This is a genomic window from Streptomyces sp. A2-16 (assembly GCF_018128905.1).
Classification (GTDB): domain Bacteria; phylum Actinomycetota; class Actinomycetes; order Streptomycetales; family Streptomycetaceae; genus Streptomyces.
In genome coordinates this window covers 3,840,683-3,864,373 of sequence record NZ_CP063808.1, presented here as the reverse complement: position 1 = coordinate 3,864,373, position 23,691 = coordinate 3,840,683, and the positions used below count along the sequence as shown (strand labels likewise).

Genomic DNA, 23,691 nt, shown 5'->3' with positions numbered 1-23,691 from the left:
AGGGAGGGGCCGCCCGGGGTTCTGCACACCTCCGGAAGGCCGCCGTATGACGACTCGCACCTCGCCGCCGGCCGCGCACGGCCTGCTGGGTCCGGCCCCCGTCCGCTGCCTGGCGCTGTGCCTGGCCGGCACGGCGGCGACCGGCGCCGGACTGCTGCTGCCAGCGGCCCTCGGCCGCACCCTTGACCTGCTGCTCGCGCAGGCGCCGGCGACCCGCTGGGTCCTGTACTGCGCGGCCCTGATCCTGCTGATCGCCCTGCTCGACGCGGCGGAGACCGTCCTCGGCGGCACCGTCGACGCCCGCACCACCGCCTGGCTGCGCCGCGTCCTCACCGGGCACCTCCTGGCCGTCGGACCGCGCGCCACCGCCCGCTTCGGGCCCGGAGACCTCGTCGCCCGCCTCGTCGGCAGTGCCGCCCAGGCCGGGACCGCGCCGACCGCCCGCGCCGCACTGCTCGCCGCGCTCGCCGCTCCGGTCGGCGCCGTGGTGGCCCTCGGCCTCATCTCCCCCTGGCTCGCGGCCGTCTTCCTGGCCGGAGCGCCGGTGCTGGCCCTGCTGCTGCGCGCCTTCGCCCGGGACACCCGTCAGTGCGTGACGCGCTACCAGGAGGTGCAGGGGCGGATCGCGCAGGCCCTCTCGGAGGCCGTCGGCGGACACCGCACCATCCGGGCGGCGGGAACGGAGGACCGGGAGACGGCCCGCATCCTGCGCCCCCTGCCCGAACTGTCCGAGGCCGGACACCGCATGTGGCGGGTGCAGGGGCGGGCCTCGGGCCAGTCCGTCGCCGTGGCCCCGCTGCTCCAGCTCGGCGTCGTCGCCGTGGCCGGGGTCCTGCTCGCCCGGCACCGGGTCACGGTGGGCGAGGTCCTCGCCGCCTCCCGTTACGCCGTCCTCGCGACCGGGGTCGGCGTCCTGGTGGGACAGCTGTCCGGCCTGGCCCGAGCACGGGCGGCCACCGGACGCCTGGACGAGGTCCTCGCGGAACCCGCGACCGAGCACGGCGTACGCGGGCTGCCGCCCGGTCCCGGGCGGCTGGAACTGCGCGGCGTCACCGCAATGCGCGGGGCGCGTGCCGTCCTCGACGGCGTCGATCTCGTCGTCCCGGGCGGGACGACGCTCGCCGTGGTGGGCCGGTCGGGGGCGGGCAAGTCACTGCTCGCCGCGGTCGCCGGGCGGCTCGCCGACCCGGACGCCGGCGAGGTGCTGCTCGACGGCGTGCCGCTGCGCGAGCTCACCCACGACGAACTGCGCCGCTCGGTCGGCTACGCCTTCGAACGCCCCGCGCTCCTCGGCGGCACCGTCGAGGAGGAGATCGGTCTCGCCCTCGCGTCCCCCTCCCCCGCCCGCGTCCGGGAGGCGGCCCGCACGGCCTACGCGGACGACTTCGTGCGCCGGCTGCCGGACGGCTACGACACCCTCGTCGCCGACGCCCCGCGCTCCGGCGGGGAGTCCCAACGGCTCGGCCTCGCGCGGGCGTTCGCCCACGGCGGCCGCCTGCTGATCCTCGACGACGCCCTGTCCAGCCTCGACACCGTCACCGAGGCACGTATCGCCGAGGCCCTGGTGAACGGCGGTGCGGGCGGCACCCGTCTCCTCGTCGCCCACCGCACCGCCACGGCGGCCCGCGCGGAGGCGGTGGCCTGGCTGGACGGGGGGCGGATACGGGCGGTGGGGCCGCACGAAGAGCTGTGGCGGCTGGCGGAGTACCGGGCCGTGTTCGGGGGCGGGACGGACACCCCCGACGGGGAGCCGTCATGAAGTGCGGCCCGGCACGGCGGCGAGAGCGACGAGGTGGGCCGAGGTTCTTCGGAGGATCCGCGCTCGCGCCGGCCAACGGCGGGACCTACGGACGCGGTCTGCGGTTCCTGCGGGCCAGGTGGCGGGTCCTCGTCCGGCTCGGCGGGTGGTCCGTGCTGGAGACGGGGCAGACCTTCCTCACCGGGTACGCTCCCGCCCGCGCCCTGGACGAGGGGTTCCTGACCGGACGGCCGGGCGTCGGCCTCGCGTGGCTCGGGGTGGCCGCGATCGGGGTGCTCGTCGGCGCGTACGGGACGGTGCGGGTGTACGCCGCCGTGGCCGCGCTGGTCGAGCCGCTCCGGGACGTCCTCGTGCGGCGGGTGGTGCGGCGCGGGGTGCGGGAGGCGGACCCGGGAGCGCTGTCCGGACTGACCCAGCAGGTGGAGATCGCGCGGGACACGTTCGCCGGACTGGTGATGGTGTCGCGTTCGTTCCTGTTCACGGCGGCCGGTGCCGTCGTCGGACTGGCCTCGCTCGATCCGCTGCTCCTGCTGGTCGTGGGGCCGCCGCTCGCCGCCGGCCTGGGTCTGTTCGCGGCCACTCTGCGGCCGCTGGCCCGCCGTCAGGAGGAGTTCCTGGCCGCCGACGAGGCGCTGGCCGGCGGTCTCGGCAGTGTCTGCCCGGGGCTGCGGGACATCACGGCGGCCGGCGCGGAGGACCGGGTCGCCGCCGACACGGGTCGGCTGGTCGACACCGAGCAGCGGGCCGCGTACTCCCTCGCCCGCTGGTCCGTCCTGCGTGTGGCCTCCCTCGCCCTCGGCGGCCAGTTCCCGATCGTCCTCCTCCTCGCCTGCGCCCCCTGGCTCCTGTCCCGCGGCGTCACCACGGGCGCCCTGGTCGGCGCCCTCGCCTACGTCACCCAGTCCCTGCTCCCGGCCCTGCGCAACCTGGTCCACGGCCTGGGCACGAGCGGCTCCCGCCTGGTGGTGGTCCTACGGCGCCTGACCCGCGAGCCCACGGACCGGCGGGGCGCCGAGAAGCCGACCCGACGGACGGCGCCGCACGACGCCGGGGGGCTTCCCATGGCCCCCGGCATCGCCGTGACCACGGACATCCCCGGCGACGAAACCGGCAGGAGGCCCGCCCAGGCGCGGCCCGCTGAGGCGCGGCCCGCCGACGGCCAGGAGGATCCGCGTCACCGCCTCACCGCACACGCCCCGGCACGGGCCGTGAACCACGAGTCCGACGCCCCCGCCCTCTGCCTCACCGCCGTCTCCTTCGCCTACGGCCCCGCCGCCACCCCCGTCGTCGACCGCCTCGACCTCGCCGTCCCGGCCGGCGCCCACCTGGCCGTCGTAGGCCCCAGCGGGATCGGGAAGTCGACGCTCACCGCCCTGATCGCGGGGCTCCTCCAGCCCACCGGCGGAAGGATCCGGCTGTGCGGACACCCCGTGCCCTCCCCCGCCGCGGCGGCGCTGCGCGTACTCATTCCGCAGGAGGCGTACGTCCACACGGGAACCCTCGCCGAGAACCTCGGGCACCTGCGGGTGGATCCGGTGCCCGAGCCCGAGCTGCTCGCGGCGGCCGAAGCGGTCGGGCTCACCCCGCTCCTCGAAGCGCTCGGCGGACCGCGGGCGACCGTCGACCCGGCCGCCCTGTCAGCCGGTGAACGGCAGCTCGTGGCACTGACCCGGGCCTACCTCTCGTACGCCCCGCTCGTCCTGCTCGACGAGGCCACCTGTCATCTCGACCCGCGGGCCGAGGAGCGTGCCGAGCGGGCCTTCGCGGACCGGCCCGGCACCACGCTGGTCGTGGTCGCCCACCGGATCAGCTCGGCCCGGCGCGCCGGCCGGGTGCTGCTGATGGACGGCCCGCGCACGGCGTACGGCACCCACGACGAGCTGGTGCGCGACTCGCCGGCCTACCGCGAACTCGTGGGCGGCTGGGCGGCCGGTGCCCCCCGGCGGTCAGAGCCAGCCCTGCCCCTGCGAGATCCGGATCGCGTCGATGCGGTTGCGGGCTCCGGTCTTGCGGGTGATCGCGGCCATGTAGTTGCGCACGGTCCCGTGGGACAGGCACAGGCTCCCCGCGATCTCCGCGATGGAGGCCCCCTCGGCCGCGAGGGATAACACGCTCAGCTCCCGTCCGGTCAGCGGCATCTCCGCCGCCTGGAGGAAGCCGAAGCCCAGCGAGTCATCGACGAAACGTTTCCCCTCGGCGACACGGCGAATCCCGCGCGCGAGCCGCTCCGGCGCCGCCCCCTCCTTGTCCACATAGCCGAGCGCCCCCGCCTCGACGGCCCGCTTCAGCAGCCCGGGCCGGTGGGCGCTGGCCATCACGAGGAGGCGCGGCGGACTCCGGTCCGGCTCGCGCGGGGATAACTCCCCCAGCGGCGGGAGGCCGTACGCGTCCGAGCATTCGAGGTCGGCGGCGCAGACGTCGGGACGCACGGATCGCAGACGGCCGGGCGCGGTGTGCCACGGGGTGTCGAACACCCCGAGGTCGGGTTCCCGGCGGAGCCACTCCGCCAGGGCCGATCTCACCAGACACGCGTCGTGCACCAGAAGCACCCGGATCACTGCTCGTCCCCCTCGACTCGCCCGCTCTGTTACGTGGCCATGAACGCGTGCCCCATTGTTCGGGTCCCGGACCGCCCTCGGGCGCGAAGAATTGGCCATCAGGGTGCGCGGGGGCGCACACAGGGCGCCCGCGTGCCGTCCCGCGCTTCCACTGTGGGGGCATGGTCCGGGGCCGAGGGGGTACGCGGCCGTCCTCGCCGTCGCCCGGGCACTCGTGTGCCCGCACCGGGCAACGCTCGCCGTGCGGGACCCGCCGTGAGGGAGGAGATTGATCCCTGGGGGCCCGGCACGCCAGGCGCCTCGCCCCCTTTTTTCCGGGACGCGCCCGTGCGAGGAGGTGGTCGGCGTGTCCGACGGGCATATGTCGGCCCCGCCGCCGGCGAGCGCCCGGACCCGGGTGGGACGGCCGCTGCTCTCCCTCGCGCTGGCGTCGATGATGGATGAGGTGCACGCCCACTCCGGCGCGGTGTACCTCATGGCCGCCGACGAGCCGGTGCTGGAGATGGCGGTGATGGCGGGCCTGCCGCGGGCCTTCGCGGCGCCCTGGGAGCGGGTGGGGCTGAGCGCGCCGATCCCGGTGGCGGAGGCGGCGCGGGAGCGGCGGCTGGTGTGGGTGGGCGGCGAGCACGAGATGGCACGCCGCTTTCCGCGGATCGCCGTGGTGCTGCCGTACCCCTTCGCGCTGGCCGCGGTACCGGTGGCGACCGCGGCCAAGGTGTACGGCTCGGTCTTCGTGACCTGGCCCGGCTCGCACCCGCCGGACCTGTCCGACCGGGAGCGGGATCATCTGACCGCGGCCTGCGGGCGGCTCGCGGTGCGGCTGGAGCGTGCGGTGGGAGACACTCTCGCGCCGCACGCCGAACCGGATCTGCTGGCCGCGCCCCAGTTCGGAAGCCCCGCGGGGACGCTGGGCACGGTGGAGGCGGCGCGGATGGTGGCGAGGCTGCCGTACGGACTGTGCTCGCTGGATCTGCACGGGCGGATCTCCTTCGCCAACGCCGCGGCGGCCGAGCTGATCGGCGTCCCGGTCTCCCAGTTGCTGGGCTCGCAGCTGTGGGCGGCGGTGCCCTGGCTCAACGACCCGGTCTACGAGGACCGCTACCGGGCCGCACTGCTCAGCCAGCGCAGCACGTCGTTCGTGGCGCTGCGGCCGCCCGGGGACTGGCTGTCGTTCCGGCTGTACCCGAGCACGACCGGGCTGAGCGTCCGGATCGGCCGGGCCCGGAGTGTGGCGGAGATGAACCGGGGCGGCCCGCGGCCCGGGGACTCCCCGTCGCGACTGGTCACCATCTCGCAGGTGCTGAGTCTGGCCGGGGCCCTGACCGAGGCGGTGGGCGTACAGGACGTGGTGCAGCTGGTGGCGGACGAGATCGCCCCGGCCGCGGGGAGCCAGGCGCTGGTCGTGCTCGGCTCACGGGCGGGACGGCTGCACGTGCTCGGGCATCGCGGGTATGCGGACGCGCGGGTCGTGGAGCGGTTCGACGGGCTGCCGCTGACCGAACCGACGCCGGGCACCCAGGCCCTGACCACCGGGGTGCCCGCGTTCTTCGAGTCCCGCGAGCAGTTGGAGCGTCTGTACCCGCACCGGCATGCCACCCCCGACGGCTTCGCGGCCTGGGCCTATCTGCCGCTCATCGCCTCCGGGCGCCCGGTGGGCACCTGTGTGCTGGCCTACGCGGAGCGGCATCCCTTCCCCGCCGACGAGCGGGCGGTGCTGACGAGTCTGGGCGGGCTGATCGCGCAGGCCCTGGAGCGGGCCGTCCTGTACGACGCCAAGCACCAGCTGGCGCACGGTCTGCAAGCGGCGCTGCTGCCGCACACCCTGCCCTCGCTGCCCGGCATCGACGCGGCGGCCCGCTATCTGCCGGCCACTCAGGGCATGGACATCGGCGGCGACTTCTACGACCTGGTGCCGGTGGAGGGGCTGGCGGCCGCCGTGATCGGGGACGTGCAGGGACACAACGTGACCGCCGCCGGGCTGATGGGGCAGCTCCGGACGGCGGTACGGGCGTACACGACCGTCGGCCAGCGGCCGGAGGAGGTCATGCGCTCGACGAACCGGCTGCTGATCGACCTCGGCGCCGACCTGTTCGCCAGCTGCCTGTATCTGCGGCTCGATCCGGCGCGAGGCCGGGCCGTCATGGCCCGCGCGGGGCATCCGCCGCCGCTGCTGCGGCGGCCGGACGGCCGGGTGCGGGTGCTGGACCTGGCCGGAGGCCCGCTGCTGGGCATCGACGGTACGGCCTGCTACCCGACGACGGAGGTGGATCTCACGCCCGGTTGCGTCCTCGCCCTCTACACCGACGGCCTGATCGAGTCCCCGGGCGTCGACATCGAGGACGCGCTCGCCGAGCTGGGACGGCAGCTCGCCGAGGCCGGTGACCGCCCCCTCGACGAACTGGCCGACGAACTCGTGCGCCGCAGCGCCGCAGCGCGGGAGCGGATCGACGACGTGGCGCTGCTTCTGCTGCGGGCCGACGGCTGATCCGCCGGCCCGTCACCCCCGCATGGCGTGACGGGCCGGGGAACACGTCGGTCCGGCCCTCCCGCCGGAGGGCCGGACCGTAGCACCTCCCGGCCGCTGCAGCGCGGTGGCCGGGAAGTGGTCATGGGGCCTGCGTCGGCAGCGGAGGGTGTGGGGGGGGCCGCTGCCGACGCGGCCGGTTCAAGGTGTGGTGCCGGACCGACGGTGGGTCAGTTGTGCGACTGGCCCGCGGCGTCGCCCACGCCGTTGCCGGCCTCCTGGCCGTTTCCGGCCTCCTCGCCGCCGATCACGTCACCGCCGGCCTGCTCGCCGCCGACCTCCTGACCGGCACCGGCCTCCTCACCGGGGCTCGCGCTCGCGTCGCCCCCGGCACCGGCCTCCTCACCCGCACCGGCCTGGTCGCCCGCACCGGCCCCGGCGTCGCCACCGGCGCCCGCCTCGTCACCGGCACCGGCCTCCTCGCCACCGGCCTGGTCGCCCGCGCCACCGGCCGCGTCACCCGCGCCGAGCGTGGCACCGACCGCCTGGAGGGCGGTGGTCACCGGCTGGAAGAAGGTCTCGCCGCCGACGGTGCAGTCGCCACTGCCGCCCGAGGTCAGACCGATCGCCGAGCCGTCCTGCGTGAACAGCGAGCCGCCGCTGTCGCCGGGCTCGGCGCAGACGTTGGTCTGGATGAGCCCGGTGACGGTGCCTTCGGGGTAGTTCACGGTGGCGTCGAGTCCGAGGACCTGGCCGTCGGCGAGGCCCGTGGTGGAGCCCATGCGGAAGACCTGGGCGCCGACCTCGGCGTCCGCGGCCTGGTTGATCGCGACGGTCTGGCCGCCGCCGACGTTGACCTCGCTGGGCGCCTGGGTCGCCGGGTCGTCGTACTTGACCAGGGCGAAGTCGCCGTCGCCGGGGAAGGTGGCCTGGTCGACGGTGGCGATCGGCTGGCCGTCCTCGGAGTCCGACCACTGTTCGGCCGCGACCCCGCAGTGACCGGCCGTCAGGAAGGCGGGGCTGCCGTCGCCCGCGGTGACGTTGAAGCCGAGCGAACAGCGGGCGCCGCCGGCGAAGATGGCGTCACCGCCGGACGCGAAGGTCTTGAAGGTGCCGGCCGACTTCTTCACGGTCGCCATGTCGGAGCCGAGGCTCTTCACGGTCGACTCGAGGGTGTTCCACTTGGTGCCGGTGACCGTGCTGTCCGCGGTCACGAGGATCTTGTTGGTGCGCGGGTCGACGGCCCAGGCGGTGCCCGGGATCGTCGCCTCCTCCTTGAGCGTCTTCGCGCCGGCCGCCAGCTCGGTGAGGCTGTTCTCGACCTCGCGGACCTTGGCTCCGGCCTTCTTCGCCTGCACGACGACGTTGTTGTTGTCACCGGATATGACGTTCACGACGAGCTGCTGGCTGTCGGAGTCGTAGTAGGACCCGGCGAAGGCGTCGCCCAGCAGCTTCTCGAGCTGCGAGGCGAGGTCCGAGGCGTCCGTCGCCTTCAGAGTCTTCGGCGCGATGGCCGCCGCGTCGTTCGACGAGCCGTCCTGGGACGCGTTGGCGTTGGGCAGCAGAATCGCGGCCGCTCCGAGCGCCACCACGGTGCCTGCCGCGAACGCGGCCTTGCGCTTCGGAATTCGCTTGTGACTCAAACTTCTCGACCTCCTGGGGGGACCGGAGTCTTGACCGCCGTCCGGCAGTCGGTTGTTCTGGGCGCCTGGATGGCCATGGGTACGCACGGTGTGCGCGGGGCGTTCAATGCCGTTTCTTTACGCCCCGATTGCCATGCCGATTCGGCCACGGGCCGTGCCGGGCGGGACGCGGGCGGGAAGAATCCCCCATATGACGATGACGCCCGCCGAAGCCGACAAGCTCCTCGCCGACAACTTCGCCCCTTGGGTGCGCGACCTCGCGCTGAGCGTCGAATCGCTCGGCGACGACCATGCGGTTCTGCGTCTGCCCTGGTCGCAGCGGCTGGCCCGGGAGGGCGGCGCGCTGTCGGGCCAGGCCCTGATGGCGGCGGCGGACACCGCCACGGTGATCGCCGTCTCGGCGGCCCGGGGCGTCTACGGACCGATGACGACGGTCCAGCAGTCCACCGACTTCCAGCGGGCGGTGACCGGTTCGGATGTCCTGATCAAGGCGGTCGTCACCAAGCTGGGCCGCCGCATGGCGTTCACCGACATCACGATGACCGATTCGTCGACGGGCGAACTCGCGGCCCGCGCGAGCACGGTCTACGCACTGCTGGGCTGACACGCTCAGCGAACGGCCGACAACGGTCCGTCGCGAATACCGCCCCGAATCCTCCCTCCAGCGAATCTGCACATCGAATGCGCAACCAGGTCACCGGGAACGGAAGTTCTGCACAAGCGCGGACCGGCACGCATGTCATTGGCGAGGTGTGTCGCATTCGCCGCGCCTACGGCAAGGGCCCCTTCACCCGACCCCGGCATCACATGTGAAGAAGTCGGCACCAAGGCGTGCGCAATCCTGCACGGATGAAGCTTTCTGTGACTCAAGTTCCCTGGTGAGACGGATGGTTGATTGGAAGGGCGGAGCCGCAGCGTGCTTTGATCCATCGCACCGCAGGGCCTTCGGGGTTTCCGGAAACGGAATCCGGCGCCCTGCGACTGCGGCCGTCATCTGTCCCCAGAGGGGGCCGCTCCCCCCTTGTGAAATACCCATACGAAGGGAAGTTCCATCATGAACTCCACCCCCCAGGTTGAGACCGTCGAGATCTCGGACGCCGACCTCGACAACGTCTCCGGCGGCCTGCAGCTGAACGCCCTTGGCACCGTCACCAGCCTGGTGGACGGCGTCGCCCCGGTTTCCGGCCTGGTCAACACGGCCGTCGGCACCGTCGAGGGTGTGACCGGCCTGAACACCGCCCCGGTCACCGGCCTGGTCGCCGGCCTCTGATCACACTTCGTGATCTGATCACTCTTTTGTGGTCGACCCGTCCCGGAGCCGCAAACCGGCGGTTCCGGGACTCTTGGGTGCCGTAATTCCGGCCGACTCGTGCGAGTCGGTCCTTTCTCATTCGCAGTATTCGTAGCTTTCGCAGCCTTCGCAGGTGAGGGAAGTCCCGTGCAGTTCCGCCAACAGGCCCTCGCCAAACTCCAGTCACCGGAGGAACTCGACCTCCCGGTGCGCTTCGCCCGTCCCCAGGGCTGGCTGGTGATGTCCGTGACGGTGGTCGTGATGGCCGCCGCCTCCGTGTGGGCGGTGACCGGTTCGGTGGCCTCCACGGTGAGCGCGCCCGCCATCCTCACGCACGGCCAGGGCAGTTACATCCTGCAGAGCCCGGTCGCGGGTCAGGTCACGCAGGTGATCGCCAAGGAGGGCAGCCTGCTGCCCGCCGACTCCCCCGTGCTGAAGGTCCGTACGTCCGAGGGCGACACCGTCGTCCGCACGGTCGCCGCCGGCCGGGTCACCGCGCTGGCGGCCACCATCGGGCAGATCATCTCGACCGGCGCGAACGTCGCCGCCGTGGAGAAGGTCGCCCACGCCTCCGATCCCCTGTACGCGACGGTGTACGTGCCCGCCGAGAACGCGGCCTCCATACCGGACGACGCGGCCGTGGACCTGACCGTGTCCTCGGTGCCCACCCAGGAGTACGGCGTGCTGCGCGGCCATGTGAAGTCGGTGGACCGCTCGGCGCAGTCGGCCCAGCAGATCGCCGCGTTCCTCGGGGACAGCCAGCTCGGCCAGCAGTTCACCAAGGACGGCCGCCCGGTCGCCGTCCTGGTGAGGCTGGACAGGTCGAAGGGCACGAAGAGCGGATACAAGTGGTCGTCCTCGGGGGGACCGCCGTTCGCGCTCACCTCCATGACCGTGGCCTCGGGTTCGATCCGGCTGGCCGATCAGCGCCCCGTCGATTGGCTGCTGCCGTGAGCACCGCACAGGACACCCGCGGCAGGCGCCGCTCCGCCCCGCCCAAACGCCCCGTCCCCAAGGGGAGGGCGAAGACGGTCCGTACGCCCACCGTCCTCCAGATGGAGGCCGTGGAGTGCGGCGCCGCCTCCCTCGCCATGGTCCTCGGCCACTACGGCAAGCACGTCCCGCTGGAGGAGCTGCGCATCGCCTGCGGTGTCTCCCGGGACGGCTCGCGCGCCAGCAACCTCCTCAAGGCGGCCCGCAGTTACGGTCTGACGGCCAAGGGCATGCAGATGGACACGGCCGCCCTCGCCGAGGTGAGGACACCGGCGGTGCTGTTCTGGGAGTTCAACCACTACGTCGTCTACGACGGCATGGGACGCCGCTTCGGCCGCCGCGGGGTCTACATCAACGACCCGGGCAAGGGCCGCCGGTTCGTCCCGATGGAGGACTTCGACGGCAGCTTCACCGGTGTCGTGCTGGTGATGGAGCCCGGTGAGGGCTTCACCCGAGGCGGCCGCAAGCCGGGCGTCCTGGGCGCGATGCCGGCCCGGTTGCGCGGCACGGCGGGCACCATGCCGACCGCCGTCCTGGCGAGCCTGCTGCTGGTGCTGGTCGGTGCGGCCACCCCCGCGCTCTCCCGCACCTACATCGACATGTTCCTGATCGGCGGTCAGACCTCGCTGCTGGGCGTGCTGTTCGCGTCGATGGGGGCCTGTGTCGCGCTCACCCTCGCCCTGACCTGGCTCCAGCAGGCGAACCTGCTGCACGGCCGGATCATCTCCTCGACCCTGTCCAGCGCCCGCTTCCTGCGCCACCTGCTGCGGCTGCCGGTGACGTTCTTCTCCCAGCGCAGCCCGGCCGATCTGGTGCAGCGCCTGCAGTCCAACGACCAGGTGGCCGAGACTCTGGCCCGCGACCTCGCGGCGGCGGGCGTCGACGCGGTGGTCGTCGTCCTGTACGCGATCCTCCTGTACACCTACGACCCGCAGCTCACCTACGTCGGCATCGGCGTGGCCCTGCTGAACGTGGTGGCGATGCGGGTCGTGATCCGGCTGCGGGCCACCCGCACCGCCAAGCTGCGCGCCGACAGCGCCCGGCTCACCAACACGGCCTACACCGGCCTGCAGTTGATCGAGACGATGAAGGCGACCGGCGGCGAGGACGGCTACTTCCGCAAGTGGGCCGGGCAGCACGCCACCACTCTTGAGGAACAGCAGAAGCTCGGGGTGCCGAGCGCCTGGCTGGGTGTGGTCGCGCCGATGCTGGCCACCTTCAACAGCGCGCTCATCCTGTGGATCGGCGGCATGCGGGCCGTCGAGGGCGGTATCTCCGTCGGCCTGCTGGTCGCCTTCCAGGCCCTGGTCACCCGCTTCACCGCGCCGATCACCCGCCTCAACGGCGTGGCCGGACGCATCCAGGACTTCGCGGCCGACGTGGCCCGCCTGAAGGACGTGGAGAACTTCAAGGCCGACCCGCTCTACGACCGCCCCGGCGCCGGCGACTCGACGCGCCGCCTCCAGGGCCACGTCGAGCTGCAGAACATCACCTTCGGCTACAACCCGCTCGACAAGCCACTGCTCACCGGCTTCGACCTGACCGTCGGACCGGGCCGGCAGGTGGCGCTGGTGGGCGGCTCCGGCAGCGGCAAGTCGACCGTGTCCCGGCTGATCTCCGGCCTGTACGCCCCCTGGGAGGGCGTGATCCGCATCGACGGACAGCGCCTGGACGACATCCCGCGCGGCGCCCTCGCCGCCTCGGTGTCCTTCGTCGACCAGGACGTCTTCCTCTTCGAGGGTTCGGTCCGCGACAACGTGGCGCTGTGGGACCCGTCGATCCCGGACGACGCCGTGGTGGACGCCCTCAGGGACGCGGCCCTGTACGACGTGGTGATGCGCCGCCCCGGCGGCATCCACAGCAGGGTCGAGCAGGACGGCCGCAACTTCTCCGGCGGTCAGCGCCAACGCCTGGAGATCGCGCGGGCGTTGGTGCGCCGACCCAGCATCCTGGTCCTCGACGAGGTGACCAGCGCTCTGGACGCGGAGACCGAGCTGGTCGTCATGGACAACCTGCGCAAGCGCGGCTGCGCCTGTGTGGTGATCGCGCACCGGCTCAGCACCGTGCGCGACAGCGACGAGATCGTCGTACTGCAGCACGGCACGATCGTGGAACGCGGGCGGCACGAGGAGCTGGTGGCGCGCGGCGGCGCGTACGCGGCGCTGGTCAAGGAACGGTGAGATGACTACCGCACACGAAGGTGATGTCGTCCTCAATGCCCTCGGGCAGCTGGGCACGCGGGTCGACTGCGCCGGTTTCAGCCGCATCGACCTCGAAGGGCCGCAGGTGCTGTGGCTCGTCGTGTCGGGCGCGGTGGACCTGTTCGCGGTCGACGCCGAACAGCAGGGCCACTGGCACCACCTGGGCCGTCTGGAGCCGGGCGCACTGCTGCTCGGGCCGGTGGCGGGCCCGCAGCACACCCTGGTCGCCCGGCCGCTCAGGGACTGCGTGGTGCACCGCATCGGCCTGCGTGAGCTGTACGAGCCCGCGAACACCCAGACCTGGTCGTACGACGAGTACGGCAACCCCCAGTACGTGCCGCCGACGACGAGCCCCCTGGAGTACGCCCTCGCTCTCGGTGTGGGCCGAAGCCTGTCCATCCTCTTCCAGGCGCCGATGGCCGACGAGCGGGCCGCCGCCCCGACCGACGACGACGTCTTCTGGATGCAGGTCCCGCCGGGCAGTGTGCAGTACGGCTCGCTCTACGGCGCCGAGGCGGCCGCCGACCTGCTGATGGACCCCGGGGTCTGGCAGTCCATGGTGGACCAGCAGTACCGGCTGCTGACCGCTCTGGACCGCTGGATCGAGCAGCTGGAGCGCACGCACGAGACCCGGACGGCCGCCGGTATCAAGGCCGGTGAGGCGGTGCGTGCCCAGGCCGACCGGACCCTGCTCGCGTCCATCGGCAGGTCGAAGCAGCGCACGACGGCCGCGGACGCCGACGCCGGCTTCGCGGCGTGCAAGCTGGTCGCCGACGCGGCCGGCATCCGGCTCGCGGACAACGCGCACAGCGGCACCGAGAGCGATCGTCTCGACCCGGTCGAGCGGATCGCCCTCGCCTCCCGTGTCCGTATCAGGTCGGTGCGCCTGGAGGGCAGTTGGTGGCGGGACGACGTCGGACCGCTGGTGGGCCACCGGGCCCTGTCGGGGGCGCCGGTCGCGCTGCTGTGGCGGCGCGGCGGCTATGTGGCGGTGCATCCGGCGACCGGGCGTGAGACTCCGATCGAGAAGGACAACGCCGAGGAGTTCGAGCCGCGCGCGGTGATGTTCTACCGCCCGCTGCCCGACCGGAGACTCAGCCCGCTCGGGCTGGTGCGCTTCAGCATGCGCGGCACCGGCGGCGATGTGACGAACCTGCTGCTCAGCGGCCTGGTGACGGTGGCGATCGGTGCGCTGGTCCCCATCGCGACGGGCAAGGTGCTCGGCGAGTTCGTGCCGAAGGCGCAGACCGACCTGATCGTGCAGGTGTGTCTGGCGGTGATGGTCAGCGGTGTGGTGACGGCGGCCTTCATGCTGCTCCAGAACCTCACCATGCTGCGTCTGGAGGGCCGTATCGAGGCGACCCTCCAACCGGCCGTCTGGGACCGGCTGCTGAGACTTCCCACGAAGTTCTTCACCGAGCGCTCGACCGGTGAACTGGCGAGCCAGGCCATGGGGATCAGCTCGATCCGGCGGATGATGGCGGGCATCGGCCCCACCGTCGCCCAGTCGGTGACCGTCGGCGCGATGAACCTGGCCCTGCTGTTCTGGTACAGCGTCCCGATGGCCATGGCGGCGATCGCCATGCTCGTCGTCATCGCCGCCGGCTTCCTCGGTCTCGGGCTGTGGCAGGTGCGCTGGCAGCGGCGGCTGGTGGTGCTCGGCAACAAGCTGAACAACCAGGCCTTCCAGACCCTGCGCGGTCTGCCCAAGCTGAGGGTGGCGGCCGCGGAGAACTACGCGTACGCGGCCTGGGCCTCGGAGTTCGCCCGCAGCCGCGAGCTCCAGCAGAAGGTCGGCCGCATCAAGAACCTCACCTCGGTGATGGGTTCGGTCTATCTCCCGCTGTGCACCCTGCTGATGTTCATGCTGCTCGCGGGTCCGGCACGCGGCTCGATGTCCGCGGCGGAGTTCCTCACCTTCAACACCTCGGTGACGATGCTCCTGACCGCGGTCACCTCGCTCACCGGCGCCTTCGTCTCGGCGGTGGCCGCACTCCCGCTGTTCGAGGAGATCAAGCCGGTCCTGGAGGCGCAGCCGGAGGTCCGCACCGCGAGCACCCGGCCGGGCCCGCTCACCGGGGCGATGGAGGCCCGCAGGCTCTCCTTCCGCTACTCCGACGACGGCCCCCTGATCCTTGACGACGTGTCCTTCGAGATCCGGCCGGGCGAGTTCGTGGCGATCGTCGGCCCGAGCGGCTGCGGCAAATCGACCCTGCTCAGGCTGCTGATCGGCTTCGACCGTCCGGTCTCCGGGAGTGTCCTGTACGACGGCCAGGACCTGGCCGCCCTCGACCAGTCGGCGGTGCGCCGGCAGTGCGGTGTCGTCCTCCAGCACGCCCAGCCGTTCACCGGGTCCATCCTGGACGTCATCTGCGGCACCGAGCCCTACACGCCCGAGGAGGCGATGGCGGCGGCCGCGATGGCGGGGCTCGCGGAGGACATCCAGCGGATGCCGATGGGTCTGCACACCATCGTCTCGGGCAGCGGGGCGATCTCCGGCGGCCAGCGTCAACGCCTCATGATCGCGCAGGCGTTGATCCGGCGGCCGCGGATCCTCTTCTTCGACGAGGCGACCAGCGCCCTGGACAACGACACCCAGCGCACGGTCATCGAGTCCACCAAGGCCCTCAACGCCACCCGGATCGTCATCGCCCACCGGCTGTCCACGGTGCTGGACGCCGACCGAGTGATCGTGATGGAGAACGGCAAGGTCGCCCAGCAGGGGCCGCCCGCACAGCTGCTCGCGGACACGGGCGGCCGGCTGCACGAGCTGGTGCGGCGGCAGATGGCGTGAGGGCCGGTCCGTCCCCGGTCAGTGCGTGCCGGGGACCGCCGCGCCGGAGGGGATCCCGGCGTCGACGTACGCCTGGTAGAGCTCCTCCCAGTCGGGCCCTCCGGGGTGCTCGTCGCGGGCCCGCGCGTCGAGGCGGGCGAGGCACACGTCCCAGCCGGCGCCGTTTCGGGCCGCGGTGTCGGCGGCGCTCAGCACGTTGGTGAGCGTGAAGCGCGTCCGCTTCTCGTCCAGTGGTTCCAGGTCGAAGCGCAGTTCGTCGCCGCCCCACTCGAAGGAGACGTGCCGGGGCTCGTCGACGGCGATGACCCGGCCCGTGGAGTCCTCCATGTGGGGGTCGCCGCTGAAGGTGACGGTGCCGCCGGGGCGCAGCTCGATCTCGGCGCGGGACGGGAACCAGTGGGCGAGCTCGTCGGCGTCGGTCACGAACTGCCAGACGCGGTCGACGGGGTGGTCGTAGGTGCGGCTGAAGCGGACGGCGGGGCGGCCGTCGTCCAGGGTCAGATAGGTGCCGGTGAGATCTGCGGCCATGGCGGATCAGTCCTTCGGGGCGGGTTCCTGTGGTTCTTCGGGTGCTTCGCGTTCTTCGGGTTTTTCCTCGGAGGTTGTCGGCGCCGTCGCGTCCAGGCGGGCGCCGAGCGCGTCCAGGCTCGCGTTCCAGAGCTTGCGGTAGGGGGCCAGCCAGGCGTCGAGCTCGGCGATCGGGGCCGGGTCGAGGGCGTAGACGCGGCGCTGCGCGTCCTGCCGTACCCGCACCAGCCCGGCTTCCCTGAGCACCTTCAGATGCTTGGAGGTGCTCGGCTGACTCAGGCCGCACGCCTCCACGATCTCCCCGACGGGCCGGGGCCGCTCCAGGAGCAGCGCGACGATGGCCCGCCGATGGGGGTCGGCGAGGGCGGTCCAGAGCGAGGCATCGGACATGACTTCAATATGCCTCTCTGGTTATATGCCTGTCAAGGAATACAGCCGGGAGTCATCTCGATCACCTCCTCAGCGAAACGTTGCCGTTTCGCTCGGAGTCGTCTAGCCTCTACGTGTACGAAACGGTTTCGTTTATGGACCGGACGAGCACAGCCGACTTTCCCTGGAGTTGTTCCATGTCCCAGAAGACTCTGACCGAGAGCGGCCAGGAGGGCGCCGTCGAGGCGCCGGCCGGCGCCTCGACCAAGCGGTGGTGGATCCTCGCCGTCATCGCCCTCGCCCAGCTCATGGTGGTCCTCGACGCCACCATCGTGAACATCGCCCTGCCCTCGGCCCAGGCCGACCTCGGATTCTCCGACGGCAACCGGCAGTGGATCGTCACGGCCTACGCCCTCGCGTTCGCCTCCCTGCTGCTGCTCGGCGGCCGCATAGCCGACCTCTTCGGCCGCAAGACGGCCTTCCTCGTCGGAGTCGTCGGCTTCGCGGCGGTCTCCGCGCTCGGCGGTGCCGCCACCAACTTCGAGATGCTGGTCACCGCCCGTGCCCTGCAGGGCGCCTTCGGCGCGCTCCTCGCACCGGCCGCGCTGTCCCTGCTCAACACGACGTTCACCGACGCCCGCGAACGGGCCAGGGCGTTCAGTGTGTACGGCGCCATCGCCGGTGCCGGCGGTGCCGTGGGCCTGCTGCTGGGCGGCGTCCTGACCGACGCGCTCGACTGGCGCTGGACGCTCTACGTCAACGTCGTCATCGCCGTCGTCGCCTTCGCGGGCGGCTGGCTGCTCCTGCACAACCACCGTGACGCCGCCAACTCCAAGCTCGACGTGCCCGGCACGGTACTGGTCGCCGCCGGCCTCTTCTCCCTGGTGTACGGCTTCTCCAACGCCGAGACGCACGACTGGAACGCCCCCGAGACCTGGGGCTTCCTGATCGCCGGCGGAGTGCTGCTGGTCGCCTTCGCCTGGTGGCAGACCCGGGCCGCGCACCCGCTGCTGCCGCTGCGCATCCTGCTGGACCGCAACCGCGCCGCCTCCTTCCTGGCCGTGCTCATCTCCGGCGGCGGCATGTTCGGCGTCTTCCTCTTCCTCACCTACTACCTCCAGCTGAACCTGGGCTTCAGCCCGACCAAGACCGGCGTGGCGTTCCTGCCGATGGTCGCCGCGCTGATGGTCGCGGCACAGATCGGCACCACGATGCTGGTGCCCCGGATCGGGCCGAAGGCGGTCATCCCGCTGGGCTTCGCGGTCGCCGCGGTCGGCATGGCCTGGCTGACCGGGATCGGCGTCGGCTCCAGCTACCCGTCCGCGGTGCTGCCGCAGCTGATCGTGACCGGCTTCGGTCTCGGACTGGTCATGCCGCCGGCCATGCAGCTGGCCACCGGCGGGGTCGCGGCCGAGGACGCCGGAGTCGCCTCCGCCACCGTCAACGCCATGCAGCAGGTGGGCGGTTCGATCGGTACGGCGCTGCTGAGCACGCTGGCCGCGAGCGCCGCCACCGACTACCTGGCCGGCAAGGACCCGTCGAACAAGCTGGTCCAGGCCCAGGCGACGATCGAGAGCTACACCGCCGCCTTCTGGTGGTCGGCGGGCCTGTTCGCCGCCGGCGCGCTGATCACCTTCCTGCTCTTCCGGCGCGGGGTGCCGGAGCTGGACGCGGACGCCGCACCCGTCGTCCACATATAGCCGACGCAGCGGGAGCCGCCGTTGCCGAAGGGCCGCCGTCAGCAGGGAGACGGTGGCCCTTCTCGCTGCCCTGCGACAGGTCTGTCGCACACGCGCGGTGCCCGAACCGTGGCCGAGAGCGACCCTCGGTGGGTACGGCCGGCGTTGCAAGCGGTTCAGCCTGGGTACCCACAGGGCCATGCGGATAAGCGTGATGGATGTGGGATCGAACACCGTCCGGCTCGTGGTGGCGGACGCCGAGGGCGGGGTGCCACTGCCGGTGCACACGGCGAAGTGGCGGCTGAGACTCGCCGATCATGTGTCGCACGGCGGTCCGATCCCCGAGGAGGCCGTGGAACGGCTGGTGGAGGCGGTGGAGGGGGCGAGCCGGACCGCCGCCCGGTGGGGCGCGGCCGGGCCGCTGGCCTTCGCGACCGCAGTGGTGCGCTCCGCGCCGAACCGCCAGGAGGTGCTGCGCACCGTCCGCACCCGGACCGGCGTCGGCCTGTACACCCTGCCGGGCGAGGTGGAGGCGGAGCTCACGTTCCTCGGGGCGCGGCGCTGGATGGGCTGGCGCGCGGGACCGCTCGCGCTCTTCGACATCGGCGGCGGATCGCTCGAAGTGGCCTTCGGACGCGGCCGGTTGCCGGACTACGTGGCCTCGCTGCCGCTGGGCGCGGGCCGGTTGACCCACGAGTTCTTCGAGGGACAGGACCAGCCGCCCCTGGAGGCCGTGCGGGCGCTGCGCCGCAAGGTGCGCCACCAACTGCGGGACGCGGCCTCCCGGATCCGCTGGGAGGGACCGCGCACCGCGGTGGCCACCTCACGCACCTTCGAGCAGTTGGGAAGGCTGTGCGGGGCCCCGCCCGGGCGGCGCGGCCCGTTCGAGGAGCGCCGCATGCACCGCGCCGATCTGCGGAAGGCCATCGAGTCCCTGGCCGCCCTCCCGCCCGCGCGCCGGGCCGAGCTGCCCGGCATCTCCGCTCCGCGCGCCGCACAGAGCCTGGCCGGTGCGGTGGTCGGGCACACGGCGCTGAAACTCACCGGGGTCAGGACCGTCACCATCTGCCCCTGGGCCATCCGCGAGGGCATCCTGCTGCGGCACATCGAGGACGGTGCCTCCTGGTGGGCCGAGATCGCCCGCCGCAACGAGGAGACCATCGCTCCCCCCGAGCCGGTACCCCTGCGCATCGCGGCCGCCACCACCTGACGAGGTTCGAGAGGAGACAGCCGTGCCGGAGAAGGAGCAGAAACCGCACACCGCCCTGGACGAGGTCCTGCACGAGTTCGAGGACGCCGAGAAGCGCGTGCGGGACTCCGACGAGCAGCGGGCGCACCGGGGCGAGGCCGGGGACCCGACCACCCCGAACGAGCGAGCCCAGGAGGAGTCCGCGGGCGAGTGATCCCGCACCGGCCCCCGGGCGGACCCGATCGGGCGGGGGTGACCCGCCACCGCCCGGGTACCCGGGGGCCATGCCTCAGGACCCTCAAGAACCACAGCTGCCGTCGGCCCGGGGCCCGGTCTCCGCCGCCGTACAGGAGTATCTGCTCGGCGCGGGACCCCTGCCGCCGCACGAGACCGTCGCGAGGGCGGACGTGTACGGCGACGACCTCCAGCTGGCCCTCTACATCTGCTACGAACTGCACTACCGCGGCTTCGCGGGCGTCACGTCCGACCATGAGTGGGACCCCGACCTGCTGCGCACCAGGGCAGCCCTGGAGCACCGCTTCCTGTCCGCCCTGCGCACCGACGCCCCCGTCCACGACAGCGTCGAGGACGCGCTCGGCGGGCTTCTCGTGGAGCCGGTCGACGGCACGGGAGTCAGCCACTACCTGAGCAAGGAGGGCGAGCTGTGGCAGGTGCGCGAGTACGCGGCCCAGCGCTCGCTCTACCACCTCAAGGAGGCCGACCCGCACGCGTGGGTGCTGCCGCGGCTGTGGGGCCGGGCCAAGGCGGGCATGGCGGCGGTGGAGTTCGACGAGTTCGGCGGCGGCCGCCCGGACCGTGTCCATGCCCTGCTCTTCGCGAACCTGATGACGGACCTGGGTCTGGACACGGCCTACGGGCGCTACCTGGACGCGGCCTGCGCGGAGATGCTCGCGACGGTGAACCTCATGTCCCTGCTGGGCCTGCACCGCAGCCTGCGCGGAGCGCTCGTGGGCCACTTCGCGGCGGTCGAGATCACCTCCTCCCCCGGCTCCCGGCGACTCGCCGAGGCGATGCGCCGCACCGGCGCGGGCCCGGCCGCCGAGCACTTCTACGACGAGCACGTCGAGGCCGACGCCGTCCACGAACAGGTCGTGCGCCATGAGGTGATCGGCGGTCTGCTGGCCGAGGAGCCGCACCTCGCCGCCGACGTCGCCTTCGGGATCGACGTCACCGGACATGTCGAGGACCGGCTCGCCGAGCGCCTGCTGCGGGACTGGAGGGACGGGCGTACGTCCCTGCGCACACCCCTGGCTTCCGAAATTCACCATATTTCCTGAATGCCGGGGTACTTGGGCCAGGTGAGATCACTGAACCCCCCTCTGGTCCTTCCCGGTGTGTACAGCCCGCAGGAGGACACCGCGCTGCTGGCCGGAGCCCTGTCCGAAGAACCGCTGCCGCCCGGTGCGGACGTCCTGGACGTGGGCACCGGGACCGGCGCCCTCGCTCTCCAGGCGGCGCGCCGGGGCAGCCGGGTGACCGCGGTGGACGTGTCGTGGCGGGCGGTGTGCACGGCCCGGGCCAACGCCTGGCTGACCGGCGCCTCCGTCCGGGTCCGGCGCGGCAACCTCTTCACTCCTGTGCGGCACCAGTCGTTCGACCTCATCCTGACCAATCCGCCGTACGTACCGGCGCCGACGGGAGCCCGTCCGCCGCGCGGAAGGGCACGGGCCTGGGACGCGGGCCACGACGGGCGGTTCGTGCTGGACCGCGTGTGCCGGGAGGCACCCGCCCTGCTGCGACCCGGAGGGGTGCTGCTGATCGTCCACTCCGAACTGAGCGACTCCGGGCGGACGGTGGGGCATCTGCGCGCGGCCGGCCTCAAGGCCGCCGTGACCCGCCGTCACCGCATCGCGTTCGGACCGGTGCTGCGCACGCGGCAGGGCTGGCTGCGTGAGCGCGGCCTGCTGTCCGCCGCCGACAAGAAGGAAGAGCTGGTGGTCGTCCGTGCCGAACTCCCCCTCTGACCCCGACCGGCCGTGCCGCATCCGGATGCAGCACCGCGGCCCTCTGCTCGTGGAGGGGCCCGTGGAAGTGGAGCTGGAGGACGGCAGCACGGTCACCTCCGACCGCTTCCGGGTGGCCCTGTGCACGTGTCGGCGCAGTCGGCGCTACCCCTGGTGCGACACCAGCCATCGGGAGCGGACCCGCTCTTAGACAAGAAGTCAACGTTATTGACAGGAATTCACCGGGTCGAGTGAACCAGATCTTGCGGATCTCGCTGGATGGATGGTTCGGGCCGCCGCGGGGTAACTACCGAGATCGAATGCGTCCCTCGCCGAGGTGGAGCGGCCATGACGCCGGAGTCCGACGACCGCGCTCCTGAAACGCCCGCGGCGAATCCGTATGCCCGCACCCGGACCGACGGCGGCTTCACCGTGGTGGAGGCCGTCGGCGAGATCGACCTCGCGACGGCGGGCTTCCTCGCGGAGCATCTGGACGCGGCGACCGCGACCGACCTGCCGGACGTGCTGGTCGATCTGCGCTACGTCGAGTTCTTCGACTGCTCGGGCCTGCGGGTGCTCTGCCGTGCCGAGTCACGGGCCAAGGAGCGCGGCGGACGGCTGCGCCTGGTCACCGACGGACCGCGCCTGCACCGGCTGCTGCGCGCGTCCGGGCTGTGGCGCCGGTTCCCGCCACTTGCGGAGATCCCGGAGATTCGGGAGATCCGGGAGATCCGGGAGATCCGGGAGATCCCGGGGTCTCCCGAAATCCCGGAGTTCCCGGACTTCCCCGAGAAGGAGTGACCCGAGGGTCCGGCGGACGGCCCCACTCCGTCCGCCGGCCCTCGGTGCGGGATCACGGGGTTCCGTGAAAGGGGCGGCACTCCCCAACTGCGGGCCCCTCGGGCAGGTCACGGGCACCACGCGACCCCGGTCTCTCAGAACGCGAAGACGCTCGTCCCGTAGGAGCTCTTCACGCACTCGTTGGCGAAGGTGCGCTCGTAGGAGACGCGCTGGCCGCGCCACACGCCGTCGACCGTGACCACCACGGGGTTGTACTCCCTGGTGCACAGGGCGTCGGATCCGGACCCGAGAGCGTCGAAGTCCCCTTCGGCGGCGCGCAGTTCGGCGCAGGCCAGGGACGCGGCCGGATGGGTGCCCGAGGAGGTCGGGGCACAGGTCAGGGTCACGGCCCGTTCCGGGGTGACGGTGGCGGCGCTGTCGCCGTGGCCGAGGGTGAGCACGAGGGCCGAGGGTGCGTAGAGGCCCGAGGCGGTGGCCGGTTGGGCGAGGGCGGCCCCGGTCAGGGGTCCGCAGACGGCGGTGGCCGTGAGGCCGAGGGTCGCTGCCCAGCGCGCGGTGTTCCGCATTGTGTGCATCCTTCCGCTGGATTCGAGGGTGTGCCCTCCGACTCGGTCGGTGCCGGAGCGGCGAGCGCGAGTCTGCCGAGTCCTGGCCCGAACTTCACATCGACCCCACAGGTTTCAGTAACCTTGCGTGTTGAATCAGTGGCGCGAAGTCACATCATCCGAACAGACGAGCCCCGCAACCGGGCGGTTCTTGATCGCCCGGACCGGCCGGATGGCCTGATTGCCCCGCCTCGGCAATAGGCCTGAAACATTCCGCTTCAGCCGTGAGCGCACCCCGTCATGACCTCTTGCGTTCATGGAACAGCGGAGTAATCGTCATTACATGATTACCGAAGAGCAGCGAGAGAAGCTGCGCGGCTGGTTCACCGGCCGCTTGCCCGACGGCCTCTTCGAGGCCCTGGTCGAGGTGGTCGTCGACCGTGAGGAGATCACCGTGATCGGCCGTGTCCCCGGCCCCCGGCTCGCCGAGGACGTCTCGGCCGCCGAACGGGAGGCGGCCGTGCAGGGGCGGATCCAGGAGTTCCGGGAGCGCACCCGTGAGGACCGCGTCGAGGTCGCCCGCGAGGCCGAGCACAAGTTCCGGCGAAAGGTGTCCTGGGGCGTGGAGTGCGACGGCGAGCGCGCCCTGTTCACCCACGTGGCCGCGCCCGTCATGACCCGGCTGCGCCAGCCCGAGCGCCAGGTCCTGGACACCCTGATCGCCGCCGGGGTCGCCCGCAGCCGCAGCGACGCCCTCGCCTGGTGCGTCCGGCTGGTCCAGGAGCACACCGACGACTGGCTCGCCGAGCTGCGGGAGTCCCTGGAACACGTCCAACGGGTGCGGGAGCGGGGACCGGACACCGACGGCACGGCCGGTCCCACCACCGAGGACCCGACCGACGGCTGACACGTG

The 23,691-nt window shown here is 72.3% G+C and carries 20 protein-coding genes and 1 pseudogene; 16 read left to right on the top strand and 5 right to left on the bottom strand.

The genetic code is table 11. The features are described from left to right. Positions 1–46 precede the first annotated feature (46 nt). Entirely contained in the window at positions 47–1,759 is a 1,713-nt protein-coding gene (locus IOD14_RS17375) for an ABC transporter ATP-binding protein (RefSeq protein ID WP_212670708.1), read from the top strand. Beyond that, on the top strand, positions 1,756–3,867 hold the full coding sequence (locus IOD14_RS44885; RefSeq protein ID WP_349252428.1) for an ATP-binding cassette domain-containing protein: 2,112 nt from the start codon (positions 1,756–1,758) through the stop codon (positions 3,865–3,867). The genes IOD14_RS17375 and IOD14_RS44885 overlap by 4 nt, the downstream gene beginning before the upstream one ends. Here the strand turns inward: IOD14_RS44885 and IOD14_RS44880 are convergent. After that, positions 3,790–4,074 (bottom strand): annotated as a pseudogene (locus tag IOD14_RS44880) (LuxR C-terminal-related transcriptional regulator); the annotation flags it as partial. The gene IOD14_RS44885 and the pseudogene IOD14_RS44880 overlap by 78 nt on opposite strands. A 604-nt stretch (positions 4,075–4,678) precedes the next feature. On the opposite strand from IOD14_RS44880, the gene IOD14_RS17360 reads away from it, so the two are divergent. After that, positions 4,679–6,802: a SpoIIE family protein phosphatase gene (locus IOD14_RS17360; protein ID WP_249126272.1), complete on the top strand. Its 2,124-nt coding sequence runs from the start codon at positions 4,679–4,681 to the stop codon at positions 6,800–6,802. A gap of 209 nt (positions 6,803–7,011) precedes the next feature. On the opposite strand, the gene IOD14_RS17355 is transcribed toward IOD14_RS17360, so the two are convergent. Then, on the bottom strand, positions 7,012–8,424 hold the full coding sequence (locus IOD14_RS17355) for a S1 family peptidase (RefSeq protein ID WP_174269369.1): 1,413 nt from the start codon (positions 8,422–8,424) through the stop codon (positions 7,012–7,014). A gap of 190 nt (positions 8,425–8,614) precedes the next feature. On the opposite strand from IOD14_RS17355, the gene IOD14_RS17350 reads away from it, so the two are divergent. The 5 genes from IOD14_RS17350 to IOD14_RS17330 all read left to right on the top strand — a co-directional run bounded on the left by IOD14_RS17350 (position 8,615) and on the right by IOD14_RS17330 (position 15,703). Then, positions 8,615–9,028 (top strand): PaaI family thioesterase, encoded by a 414-nt coding sequence (locus IOD14_RS17350; protein ID WP_123993564.1) that lies wholly within the window; start codon positions 8,615–8,617, stop codon positions 9,026–9,028. A 450-nt stretch (positions 9,029–9,478) separates the two neighbouring features. Next, a complete protein-coding gene (locus tag IOD14_RS17345; RefSeq protein WP_020134776.1) occupies positions 9,479–9,694 on the top strand; it encodes a hypothetical protein in 216 nt (71 codons plus the stop codon). Positions 9,695–9,862: 168 nt separating this feature from the next. After that, positions 9,863–10,669 carry an HlyD family efflux transporter periplasmic adaptor subunit gene (locus IOD14_RS17340; protein WP_123993565.1) on the top strand — a complete coding sequence of 269 codons (807 nt, stop codon included), beginning with the start codon at positions 9,863–9,865 and terminating at the stop codon, positions 10,667–10,669. Beyond that, positions 10,666–12,888, top strand: coding sequence for an NHLP family bacteriocin export ABC transporter peptidase/permease/ATPase subunit (locus tag IOD14_RS17335; protein ID WP_123993566.1), 2,223 nt, complete (start codon positions 10,666–10,668; stop codon positions 12,886–12,888). The genes IOD14_RS17340 and IOD14_RS17335 overlap by 4 nt, the downstream gene beginning before the upstream one ends. Position 12,889: 1 nt before the next feature. After that, positions 12,890–15,703, top strand: a complete 2,814-nt coding sequence (locus tag IOD14_RS17330) for an NHLP bacteriocin export ABC transporter permease/ATPase subunit (RefSeq protein ID WP_123993567.1) — start codon at positions 12,890–12,892, stop codon at positions 15,701–15,703. An 18-nt stretch (positions 15,704–15,721) separates the two neighbouring features. On the opposite strand, the gene IOD14_RS17325 is transcribed toward IOD14_RS17330, so the two are convergent. Both IOD14_RS17325 and IOD14_RS17320 read right to left on the bottom strand, forming a co-directional pair. Then, complete coding sequence (locus tag IOD14_RS17325; RefSeq protein WP_123993568.1) at positions 15,722–16,231, bottom strand: SRPBCC family protein; 510 nt, start codon at positions 16,229–16,231, stop codon at positions 15,722–15,724. A 6-nt stretch (positions 16,232–16,237) separates the two neighbouring features. Further along, a complete protein-coding gene (locus IOD14_RS17320; protein ID WP_212670706.1) occupies positions 16,238–16,621 on the bottom strand; it encodes a metalloregulator ArsR/SmtB family transcription factor in 384 nt (127 codons plus the stop codon). Between the two features lie 176 nt (positions 16,622–16,797). Here IOD14_RS17320 and IOD14_RS17315 point away from each other — a divergent pair, with 176 nt between their 5' ends. The 7 genes from IOD14_RS17315 (at position 16,798) to IOD14_RS17285 (ending at position 22,233) form a co-directional block, all read left to right on the top strand. Beyond that, positions 16,798–18,300, top strand: a complete 1,503-nt coding sequence (locus IOD14_RS17315) for an MFS transporter (RefSeq protein ID WP_212670705.1) — start codon at positions 16,798–16,800, stop codon at positions 18,298–18,300. Between the two features lie 178 nt (positions 18,301–18,478). After that, entirely contained in the window at positions 18,479–19,489 is a 1,011-nt protein-coding gene (locus IOD14_RS17310; RefSeq protein ID WP_123993571.1) for a Ppx/GppA family phosphatase, read from the top strand. A 22-nt stretch (positions 19,490–19,511) separates the two neighbouring features. Continuing rightward, complete coding sequence (locus IOD14_RS17305) at positions 19,512–19,682, top strand: hypothetical protein (protein WP_174269370.1); 171 nt, start codon at positions 19,512–19,514, stop codon at positions 19,680–19,682. A 70-nt stretch (positions 19,683–19,752) separates the two neighbouring features. Beyond that, positions 19,753–20,766, top strand: coding sequence for an iron-containing redox enzyme family protein (locus IOD14_RS17300; RefSeq protein WP_212670704.1), 1,014 nt, complete (start codon positions 19,753–19,755; stop codon positions 20,764–20,766). After that, complete coding sequence (locus IOD14_RS17295; RefSeq protein WP_123993573.1) at positions 20,767–21,453, top strand: HemK2/MTQ2 family protein methyltransferase; 687 nt, start codon at positions 20,767–20,769, stop codon at positions 21,451–21,453. It begins immediately after the preceding gene. Next, positions 21,434–21,643 (top strand): CDGSH iron-sulfur domain-containing protein, encoded by a 210-nt coding sequence (locus tag IOD14_RS17290; RefSeq protein WP_123993574.1) that lies wholly within the window; start codon positions 21,434–21,436, stop codon positions 21,641–21,643. The genes IOD14_RS17295 and IOD14_RS17290 overlap by 20 nt, the downstream gene beginning before the upstream one ends. A 137-nt stretch (positions 21,644–21,780) precedes the next feature. Then, positions 21,781–22,233 (top strand): STAS domain-containing protein, encoded by a 453-nt coding sequence (locus IOD14_RS17285; RefSeq protein WP_212670703.1) that lies wholly within the window; start codon positions 21,781–21,783, stop codon positions 22,231–22,233. Between the two features lie 134 nt (positions 22,234–22,367). Here the strand turns inward: IOD14_RS17285 and IOD14_RS17280 are convergent, their stop codons facing one another. Beyond that, positions 22,368–22,799, bottom strand: a complete 432-nt coding sequence (locus tag IOD14_RS17280; RefSeq protein WP_123993576.1) for a protease inhibitor — start codon at positions 22,797–22,799, stop codon at positions 22,368–22,370. Positions 22,800–23,121: 322 nt separating this feature from the next. Here IOD14_RS17280 and IOD14_RS17275 point away from each other — a divergent pair, with 322 nt between their 5' ends. Next, positions 23,122–23,685 carry a hypothetical protein gene (locus IOD14_RS17275; protein ID WP_212670702.1) on the top strand — a complete coding sequence of 188 codons (564 nt, stop codon included), beginning with the start codon at positions 23,122–23,124 and terminating at the stop codon, positions 23,683–23,685. The last annotated feature ends 6 nt before the right edge of the window (positions 23,686–23,691 follow it).